Origin of the sequence: Burkholderia sp. Tr-862 (genome assembly GCF_011753085.1) — a bacterium.
Taxonomy (GTDB): Bacteria; Pseudomonadota; Gammaproteobacteria; order Burkholderiales; family Burkholderiaceae; genus Burkholderia; species Burkholderia ambifaria.
The window spans coordinates 1-9671 of record NZ_VWWG01000208.1; the positions used below are offsets into that span (position 1 = coordinate 1).

General features: G+C 67.9%; 9 protein-coding genes and 1 pseudogene. All 10 read left to right on the forward strand.

The window, feature by feature from the left end; translation table 11 throughout:
• Positions 1-35 precede the first annotated feature (35 nt).
• Complete coding sequence (locus F3J14_RS31105; protein WP_011655686.1) at positions 36-1118, forward strand: chemotaxis response regulator protein-glutamate methylesterase; 1083 nt, start codon at positions 36-38, stop codon at positions 1116-1118.
• A 67-nt stretch (positions 1119-1185) separates the two neighbouring features.
• Complete coding sequence (gene cheY, locus F3J14_RS31110) at positions 1186-1581, forward strand: chemotaxis response regulator CheY (RefSeq protein ID WP_006754880.1); 396 nt, start codon at positions 1186-1188, stop codon at positions 1579-1581.
• Between the two features lies 1 nt (position 1582).
• A complete protein-coding gene (cheZ, locus tag F3J14_RS31115) occupies positions 1583-2314 on the forward strand; it encodes a protein phosphatase CheZ (protein ID WP_166726194.1) in 732 nt (243 codons plus the stop codon).
• A 278-nt stretch (positions 2315-2592) separates the two neighbouring features.
• Positions 2593-3096, forward strand: coding sequence for a DUF2844 domain-containing protein (locus F3J14_RS31120; protein WP_166726195.1), 504 nt, complete (start codon positions 2593-2595; stop codon positions 3094-3096).
• Between the two features lie 16 nt (positions 3097-3112).
• On the forward strand, positions 3113-4354 hold the full coding sequence (locus F3J14_RS31125; RefSeq protein WP_166726196.1) for a DUF3443 domain-containing protein: 1242 nt from the start codon (positions 3113-3115) through the stop codon (positions 4352-4354).
• A gap of 169 nt (positions 4355-4523) precedes the next feature.
• Positions 4524-5021 (forward strand): VOC family protein, encoded by a 498-nt coding sequence (locus F3J14_RS31130; RefSeq protein WP_166726197.1) that lies wholly within the window; start codon positions 4524-4526, stop codon positions 5019-5021.
• A gap of 360 nt (positions 5022-5381) precedes the next feature.
• The gene (locus F3J14_RS31135; protein WP_166726200.1) at positions 5382-5762 is read left to right on the forward strand and encodes a DUF805 domain-containing protein; all 381 of its coding nucleotides are present in this window, start codon (positions 5382-5384) and stop codon (positions 5760-5762) included.
• Positions 5763-6136: 374 nt separating this feature from the next.
• Complete coding sequence (gene flhB, locus F3J14_RS31140) at positions 6137-7336, forward strand: flagellar biosynthesis protein FlhB (protein WP_166726198.1); 1200 nt, start codon at positions 6137-6139, stop codon at positions 7334-7336.
• Positions 7333-9435 carry a flagellar biosynthesis protein FlhA gene (gene flhA / locus F3J14_RS31145; protein ID WP_166726199.1) on the forward strand — a complete coding sequence of 701 codons (2103 nt, stop codon included), beginning with the start codon at positions 7333-7335 and terminating at the stop codon, positions 9433-9435. The genes flhB and flhA overlap by 4 nt, the downstream gene beginning before the upstream one ends.
• Positions 9432-9671, forward strand: a pseudogene (gene flhF / locus F3J14_RS31150) (flagellar biosynthesis protein FlhF); the annotation flags it as partial. The gene flhA and the pseudogene flhF, both read left to right, overlap by 4 nt.

The window sequence follows — 9671 nt, forward strand, 5'->3', positions numbered from 1 at the left end:
TCCAACCTTTCGAGAAAGCAGGAGGCGTGACCGTAGTGCAGAAGATCAAAGTGTTGTGCGTCGACGATTCGGCGCTGATCCGCAGCCTGATGACGGAGATCATCAACAGCCAGCCCGACATGACGGTGTGCGCGACCGCGCCCGATCCGCTCGTCGCGCGCGATCTCATCAAGCAGCACAACCCGGACGTCCTGACGCTGGACGTCGAAATGCCGCGCATGGACGGGCTCGACTTCCTCGAGAAGCTGATGCGCCTGCGGCCGATGCCGGTCGTGATGGTGTCGTCGCTGACCGAGCGCGGCTCCGAGATCACGCTGCGCGCGCTCGAACTCGGCGCGGTGGATTTCGTCACGAAGCCGCGCGTCGGGATTCGCGACGGCATGCTCGACTACGCGGAAAAGCTCGCGGACAAGATCCGCGCGGCGTCGCGCGCCCGCGTGCGGCAGACGCCGCAGCCGCAGGCCGCCGCGCCCACGGCGAGCGGCCAGCCGGCCGCGCCGATGATCAACAACCCGCTCGTCAGTACCGAGAAGCTGATCATCATCGGTGCGTCGACGGGCGGCACCGAGGCGATCCGCGAGGTGCTGACGCCGCTGCCGCCGGATGCGCCGGCGGTGCTGATCGCGCAGCACATGCCGCCCGGCTTCACCAAGTCGTTCGCGCAGCGGCTGAACGGCCTGTGCCGGATCGCGGTGAAGGAAGCCGAGCACGGCGAACGCGTGCTGCCGGGTCATGCGTACATCGCACCGGGCCATGCACACCTGCTGCTCGCGCGCAGCGGCGCGAACTACATCGCGCAGCTGTCCGACGAGCCGCCGGTGAACCGCCACCGGCCGTCGGTCGACGTGCTGTTCCGCTCGGCGGCGCAGCACGCGGGCAAGAACGCGATCGGCGTGATCCTCACGGGGATGGGCCGCGACGGCGCGGCCGGCCTGCTGGACATGAAGCGCGCGGGCGCCCACACGTTCGCGCAGGACGAGGCGAGCTGCATCGTGTTCGGGATGCCGCGCGAGGCGATCGCGCTCGGTGGCGCGGACGAGGTCGTCTCGCTTGCCGAGATGAGCCGGCGCGTGATGGCGCGTCTGGCGACGATGGGCGATCGCGTGCAGCGCGTTTGAATCAAATGTCACGGGGCACGTGCGTTGCTACGTGCCCTGACGGTAACGAATCTGCAAAGGAACGACGATGGACAAGAGCATGAAAATCCTGGTGGTGGACGATTTCCCGACGATGCGCCGGATCGTCCGCAACCTGCTCAAGGAACTGGGCTATACGAACGTCGACGAAGCCGAGGACGGCGCGGCCGGCCTCGCGCGGCTGCGTGGCGGCGGCTTCGACTTCGTGATCTCCGACTGGAACATGCCGAACCTCGACGGCCTCGCGATGCTGAAGGAAATTCGCGCGGACGCGACGCTCACGCACCTGCCGGTGCTGATGGTCACGGCCGAGTCGAAGAAGGAGAACATCATCGCGGCCGCGCAGGCGGGCGCGAGCGGCTATGTCGTGAAGCCGTTCACGGCCGCGACGCTCGACGAGAAGCTGAACAAGATCATCGACAAGATGGCGAAGGCCGGGAGCTGACGTGAACCAGCCGATCCATGCAGCGCTCGCCAGCGCGGCGTTCAGCGCCGACAGCCACGCCGAAGGCGCCGATTTCGCGAGCGACCGGATCCTCGCGCGCATCGGCCAGGTCACGCGCGCGCTGCGCGATTCGATGCGCGAACTGGGGCTCGACAAGCACGTCGAGCGCGCGGCGGAAGCCGTGCCCGATGCGCGCGACCGGCTGCGCTACGTCGCGACGATGACCGAGCAGGCGGCCGAGCGCGTGCTGAACGCGATCGAGATCGCGAAGCCGGTGCAGGAGCGCATCCAGAACGAGGCCGAGGCGCTCGACGCGCGCTGGACGCATTGGTACGCGGCGCCGATCGAGCACGCAGAAGTGCGCGAGCTGATGGACGACACGCGCACGTTCCTGCACGCGCTGCCCGACGCGACGTCGGCGACCAGCGCGCAGTTGCTCGAGATCATGCTCGCGCAGGATTTCCAGGACCTGACCGGGCAGGTGATCAAGAAGATCATGGACATGGTCTACCTGATCGAGCAGCAGCTGCTCACCGTGCTCGTCGAGAACATCGCGCCCGAGCGGCGCGAGCAGTTCGCGGCGACCGCCGCCGCGCTCGCGGCCGAGCAGATCAGCGCGACCGGCAGCCCCGAGTCGCTGCTGAACGGGCCGCAGATCGCGCCGGAAGGCAAGTCCGACGTCGTGCAGGACCAGGGGCAGGTCGACGACCTGCTCGCAAGCCTCGGCTTCTGAGACTGCCCGCGGCTTCTCATGGCATCGGTGCCGCTCCCATATCGCGGAGCGGCCCGACGCGCATGGCTTGCGCTGGTTTCCCCCCACCGGCCGGGAGCGGGCTGTTGCGCCCGTCGTGCCCTTCGTGCCGCGACGATTTGACACTCCGACACTCTCCGCAGGCATACTACGCGTCAGCAGTAACGACGCGTCATTCTTACGACTTTCACATGTTGGCCGGTGGCGCCGAGCCTGATGGGGGCCCGCCGGCAACGAAGCCAGTCCCTTTGGGGGGGAACGTGAAGCTGAAACGCTTGGGCTGGGCCGCCGCGCATGCGGCGGCTGCAATGGGTGTGCTGTGGAGCGTCCACGCACACGCCGAACTGGGCGGCGCGCCGATGTCGCCGCCGGCGGACGATCACGCCGCCACCGTGCGCGCGATGCAGCGCGCGATGCGCTCGGCCGACGGCGCGCAGGCGAGCACGGCCGCCTATACCGTCCGCGAGATCACGCTCGGATCGGGCACCGTCATCCACGAATACACGACCGCCGCGGGCACCGTGTTCGGCCTTGCCTGGCGCGGGCCGAGCATGCCGGACCTCGCGTCGCTGCTTGGTAGCTATTTCCCGCAGTACACCGCCGGCGTCCAGGCCGCGCACGCGGCGCGCGGCTGGCGCGCGCCCGTGTCAGTCGATACAACCGGGCTCGTGATCCGCACGGGCGGCCACATGGGCGCCTTCGCGGGCCAGGCATGGCTGCCGGCGGCGCTGCCTGCCGGCATGTCCGGCACCGACATCCAGTGACAGCGGGAGAGCGATCTTGAGAATTCCTCGTACCTTCAAGCGCTGGGTCGGCCTGCTGAGCCTGGCGGCTGCCACGGCCATGCTCGTGACCGCATGCGGCGGCGGCGACGACAACAACGGCGGTAGCGGCGGCAATGGCGGCGGCAACGTATCGGACGGCAACACCGCGAACACGGCCGTGATCACGGTCGGCACCGGCGTCGCGCACGTGATCAACATCCCGACCGTCAACGTGAAGATCTGCGCGCCGGGCACGTCGAACTGCCAGGTGGTCAACAACGTGCTCGTCGACACCGCGTCGTACGGGCTGCGGCTGGTCGACAGCGCCGTGTCGGGCGTGTTGAACAAGCTGCCGCAGGTGACGAGCGGCGGTGCGCCGGTCGCCGAATGCGGGAAGTTCGTGTCGAGCTACACCTGGGGCACGGTGCGTACCGTCGACCTGACGATCGGCTCCGAGCAGGCGGGTTCGCTGCCGGTGCAGATCATCGGCGACCTCGGCACGAGCAACGTGCCGAGCTCGTGCACGAACGGCGGCGCGTCGGCCAACACGGCGAACGACCTCGGCGCGAACGGCATCCTCGGCATCGGGCCGGCGCCGGTCGATTGCGGCACGAACTGTGCGACGTCGACGTCGGCGACGTTCAACAACTACTACGCGTGCCCGAACGGCAATGCGAGCTGCGCGGTGACGCCGGTGCCGGTGGCGCAGCAGGTGGCCAACCCGGTCCATCGCTTCGCGACCGACAACAACGGCGTGATCGTGCAGATGCCGAGCATCTCGAACAACGGGCAGGGCAGCGCGACGGGCCTGCTGACGTTCGGGATCGGCACGCAGAGCAACAACGCGCTCGGGGCGTCGACAGTGTTGACGTCGTCGACGACGGGCGACGTGAGCGCGACGTTCCTCGGCAGCAGCGTGACCGCGTTCTTCGATACGGGCTCGAACGCGTACTTCTTCAACGATTCGGCGCAGAAACCCTGCACGACCAATACGCAGTTCTACTGCCCGTCGTCGTCGACCACCTATACGGCGACGCTGACCGGCAAGAACGGTACGTCGGGCGGCGTGTCGATGCCCGTCGCGAACGCCGATTCGCTGTTCGCGAACGCGTCGACGTTCGCGTTCAACGACATCGCCGGCCCGTTCGGCGCGGCCGGCTGGCTCGATCTCGGCATGCCGCACTTCTACGGCAAGACGATCTACTTCGGGATGGACAGGACGTCGAGCGGCGGCGCGCAGCCTTACGTCGCGTTCTGAGCGCGAACGAACGGCAGCAGCAAGAGGGGGCGAGCGATCGCCCCCTTTTTTTATCCCGCCGGCGGCGGGATGCGGGCGGACTACGTACCGGGCGGCCGCGCCACGCCGACCCAGCGCCTACGATATAAGACCGGCATCGGTGCCGGCACGACATCGAGGAGACAGCGCCATGAGTCAGCGCATTCAACGCATCACGCCGTTTCTGTGGTTCGACCAGGACGCCGAGGCGGCCGCCCGCTTCTACGTGTCGGTGTTCGACGACGCGCGCATCCTGCACGTCGCCCGCTATGGCAAATCCGGCGCGCAAGCGTCGGGCCAGGCCGAAGGCGCGGTGATGACGGTGTCGTTCGAACTGGACGGGCAGGCGTTTCTCGCGCTCAACGGCGGCCCGGCGTTTCCGCTCACGCCGGCCGTGTCGTTCGTCGTCAATTGCCGCGACCAGCGCGAGATCGACCGCTACTGGGCGGCCCTCTCCGAAGGCGGTGACGAGCGCGCGCAGCAGTGCGGTTGGCTGCGCGACCGCTTCGGCGTGTCGTGGCAGGTGGTGCCCGTGCAGATGTCCGAGCTGATGGCGGGCGACCCGGCACGCGCCGAACGCGTGATGGCGCAGGTGATGAAGATGAAGAAGCTCGATCTCGATGCGCTGCAGCAGGCGGCGGCCGGCTAGCGCGAACGCCGGCCGGGAGGCGGTATTTTCGACGCGGGCATGCGACGCTCGACGCTATTCCCGGCCGGCCGGTAAATCGATCGCCGAACGATCTGTTCGATTATCGATCGTGATCCGTTTCATCCTGGTGTAATCAATTCATGGATTATCAGGTTGATATTTTTGTCGGGGCGTTGCGATTATAAAAATGGCGTGACATGCACTCAGTGATACGGCGCGCCGTCGCTGTGGCCGCTCTGGCGCGACGAAGACGCCACGACGGCGAGCGGCACGCGAAAAGAGATGCGACGTGTGGAAATTCAAACTTATAATGCCCGCGTTGTTTCCGGGGTCGTCGATTTAAAACAGGAGGGCAATAAGATGAATTTCACTGAAGCCGTTCGTTCCGTATTCAATCAGTATGCGAAATTCGAAGGCCGCGCACGTCGCGCCGAATACTGGTATTTCGCGCTGCTCACCGGCGTTGTGTCGATCGCCTGCCAGCTGCTCGCCGCCGCCGGCCGCGAAAGCGGCGCGGTTCCGCTGCTGCTGGCGATCGTTGCGCTGGTCGTCTCGCTCGCGCTGGTGCTGCCGAGCCTCGCGGTCACCGTCCGCCGCCTGCACGATACCGGTCGCTCCGGCTGGTTTCTGCTGATCGCGTTCATCCCGCTCATCGGCGGGATCCTGTTGCTCGTGTGGATGTGCTCGCGCGGCACGAACGGCCCGAACCGCTTCGGCACGGATCCGATTCCGGCGATCTGAGCGCCGGCCGCCCCGACGCGCGGCCGTCGCGTCGGGGCGGGCCGATGATCGCTTCACGGCTGCCTCGATTCCCCGCCTCATCGATTCCCTGCCTCATCCGTCTCATCCACCTCATCCACCTCATCCACCTCATCCACCTCATCCACCTCACCACCTCACCACCTCACCCGCTTCACCACACCCGCCCGCACACGCGTTTTCCCCACCATCTTCCGCCCGCCGCACCCGCCCGCCGCCTCTCGCCGCGCCGCCTTGCCCGATTCCCCGAAATACCCCCCTTTCCCGGCTTTGCTCGACCGATCGGCGTTTGACGTGCGCATGAATAATCGGTGTCACTGGAAAGCGGCATTTCGCCGTACCCGACTGGAGGCCCCGTGGCAGACGAGAGCGATCTCGACAGAACCGAAGCCGCCACTCCGCGGCGCCGCGAAAAGGCGCGCGAGGAGGGGCAGGTCGCGCGTTCGCGCGAGCTGGCTTCGTTCGCGCTGCTCGCGGCCGGGTTCTACGGCGCGTGGCTGCTCGCGGGTCCGTCGGGCGCCCATCTCCAGGCCATGCTGCGCGGCGCGTTCGCGTTCGATCGCGCCACCGCGTTCGACACGCACCGGATGCTGTCGGCGGCCGGCAGCGCGAGCATCGAAGGGCTCGCCGCGCTGCTGCCGATCCTCGCGCTCACCGGCCTCGCCGCGCTGCTCGCGCCGATGGCGCTCGGCGGCTGGCTGATCTCGCAGAAGACCTTCGAGCTGAAGTTCGACCGCCTGAACCCGATCTCGGGCCTCGGCCGCATCTTCTCGATCCAGGGGCCGATCCAGCTCTTGATGTCGCTCGCGAAGACGCTGGTCGTCGGCGGGATCGGCGGCATCGCGATCTGGCGCAGCAAGGACGAACTGCTCGGTCTCGCGACCCAGCCGCTCGGCTCGGCGCTCGCCGATGCGATGCATCTGGTCGCCGTGTGCTGCGGCGCGACGGTCGCCGGGATGCTGGTGGTCGCCGCGCTCGATGTGCCTTACCAAATCTGGCAGTACAACAAGAAGTTGCGCATGACGAAGGAAGAAGTGAAGCGCGAGCATCGCGAGAACGAGGGCGATCCGCACGTGAAGGGCCGCATCCGCCAGCAGCAGCGCGCGATCGCGCGGCGCCGGATGATGGCCGCCGTGCCGAAGGCCGACGTGGTCGTCACGAACCCGACGCACTTCGCCGTCGCGCTGCAGTACACGGACGGCGAGATGCGTGCGCCGAAGGTCGTCGCGAAGGGCGTGAACCTCGTCGCCGCGCGCATCCGCGAACTCGCGGCCGAGCACAACGTGCCGCTGCTCGAAGCGCCGCCGCTCGCGCGTGCGCTGTATCACAACGTCGAAATCGAACGCGAGATTCCCGGCTCGCTGTACTCGGCCGTCGCCGAGGTGCTCGCGTGGGTTTACCAGCTGCGGCGCTTCCGCTCGGAAGGCGGCGCCTTTCCGGCCGCGCCGGTCGATCTCGAGGTGCCGGCCGACCTCGACAAGGGGACGTCGGTATCGGCCGACGACGCGCGTGAAGAAGCCGAGGACACGCTCGGCCAGCAAGGGAACGCAGCATGAGCACCCCGACCACCGGCCTGTTCGCCAAACGCACGAACCCGTTCGCGGGCACCAACCTGCGCGCGCTCGCGGGTCCCGTCCTCATCTGCATGATCCTGGGGATGATGATCCTGCCGCTGCCGCCGCTGCTGCTGGATCTGCTGTTCACCTTCAACATCGCGCTGTCGGTGATGGTGCTGCTCGTCAGCATGTACACGATGAAGCCGCTCGACTTCGCGGCGTTCCCGAGCGTGCTGCTGTTCTCCACGCTGTTGCGCCTGTCGCTGAACGTCGCGTCGACGCGCGTCGTGCTGCTCGAGGGCCACACCGGCCCCGACGCGGCCGGCCAGGTGATCGAGGCGTTCGGCCACTTCCTCGTCGGCGGCAACTTCGCGGTCGGCATCGTCGTGTTCGTGATCCTGATGATCATCAACTTCATGGTGATCACGAAGGGCGCGGGGCGGATCGCCGAAGTGTCCGCGCGCTTCACGCTCGACGCGATGCCCGGCAAGCAGATGGCGATCGACGCCGACCTGAACGCGGGCCTCATCAACGAAGAGCAGGCACGCAAGCGCCGCCTGGCCGTGTCGCAGGAGGCCGAGTTCTACGGGTCGATGGACGGCGCGTCGAAGTTCGTGCGCGGCGACGCGATCGCGGGCCTGATCATCATGGCGATCAACGTGATCGGCGGGCTGATCGTCGGGATGGTGCAGCACGACATGAGCTTCGCGGCGGCCGGCACCAACTACACGCTGCTGACGATCGGCGACGGCCTCGTCGCGCAGATCCCGTCGCTCGTGATCTCGACGGCGGCCGGCGTGATCGTGTCGCGCGTGGCGACCGACGAGGACATCGGCACGCAGATCACCGGCCAGCTGTTCACGAACCCGCGCGTGCTGAACATCACCGGCGCGATCATCGTGCTGATGGGGCTGATCCCGGGTATGCCGCACTTCGCGTTCCTCGCGCTCGGCGCCGGCGCGATCTGGCGGGCCCGCACGCGGAGCCGCCGCGCGGCGGCCCGCCTGGCAGCCGGCGACGTGACCGAGGTCGCGCCGCCCGCCGCGTTGCCGGGCGACAGCCACGAGGCAACCTGGGACGACGTGCAGCTGATCGACCCGCTCGGCCTCGAAGTCGGCTACCGGCTGATTCCGCTCGTCGACAAGAACAGCGACGGCGAACTGCTCAAGCGCATCAAGAGCATCCGCAAGAAATTCGCGCAGGAAATCGGCTTCCTGCCGCCGGTGATCCATATCCGCGACAACCTCGAGCTGCGGCCGAACGCGTACCGGATCGCGCTGAAGGGCGTGGAGATCGGCGCGGGCGAAGTGTTCCCCGGCCAGTGGCTCGCGATCAACCCGGGCCAGGTGACGGCCGCGCTGCCGGGCGCCGCGACGCAGGACCCGGCGTTCGGGCTGCCGGCCGTGTGGATCGACATCGCGATGCGCGAGCAGGCGCAGGTGTACGGCTACACGGTCGTCGATGCAAGCACGGTCGTCGCGACGCACCTGAACCATCTGGTCGTCCAGCACGCGGCCGAACTGCTCGGCCGCCAGGAAGTGCAGGCGCTCGTCGAGCGCACCGGCAAGGATGCGCCGTCGCTCGTCGAGGACCTCGTGCCGAAGACGATCTCGCTGACGACCCTGCAGAAAGTGCTGCAGAACCTGCTCGAGGAAGGTGTGCCGATCCGCGACATGCGCACGATCCTCGAGGCCGTGTCCGAACACGCCGGCCGCGGCGACGCGTACGAGATCACCGCCGCGGTGCGGCTGTCGCTTGGCCGCGCGATCACGCAGCAGTGGTATCCGGGCGCGGGCGAGATGCAGGTGATGGGCCTCGATTCGAATCTCGAGCGCGTGCTGTCGCAGGCGCTCGCCACCGGCGCGAACCCGGGCCTCGAGCCCGGCCTCGCGCACAACCTTCTGACCGGCACGCAACAGGCGATGCTGCGTCAACAGAATCTCGGGCTGCCGCCCGTGCTGCTGGTGCAGCACGCGCTGCGCGCGATGCTCGCGCGTTTCCTGCGCCGCAGCCTGCCGCAATTGAAAGTGCTGTCGTATGCCGAAGTGCCGGATACACGCACGATCAAAGTCGTTAACGTCATCGGGGGTTCCGCTTGAACATTCGCAAATTCACCGGCGCGACCAGCCGCGACGCGCTTCGCCTCGTGCGAGAGGCCCTGGGCGCCGACGCGGTCGTGCTGTCGAACCGCACGCTCGATGACGGCAGCGTCGAAATCGTCGCACTCGCCGACTCGGATCTCGCCGCGGTCACGCCGCCGGCCGCCGCCCGCCCGCGCACCCTCGCATCGCGCGCACCGGAATCCGTGCCGGCCGCGGCCGGCACGGATTCCGGT

Excerpts from the sequence above, each read along its gene's own strand:
- cheY (WP_006754880.1), top strand. The coding sequence starts at position 1,186 with ATGGACAAGAGCATGAAAATCCTGGTGGTGGACGATTTCCCGACGATG.
- F3J14_RS31130 (WP_166726197.1), top strand. The coding sequence starts at position 4,524 with ATGAGTCAGCGCATTCAACGCATCACGCCGTTTCTGTGGTTCGACCAG.
- F3J14_RS31135 (WP_166726200.1), top strand. The coding sequence starts at position 5,382 with ATGAATTTCACTGAAGCCGTTCGTTCCGTATTCAATCAGTATGCGAAA.
- flhA (WP_166726199.1), top strand. The coding sequence starts at position 7,333 with ATGAGCACCCCGACCACCGGCCTGTTCGCCAAACGCACGAACCCGTTC.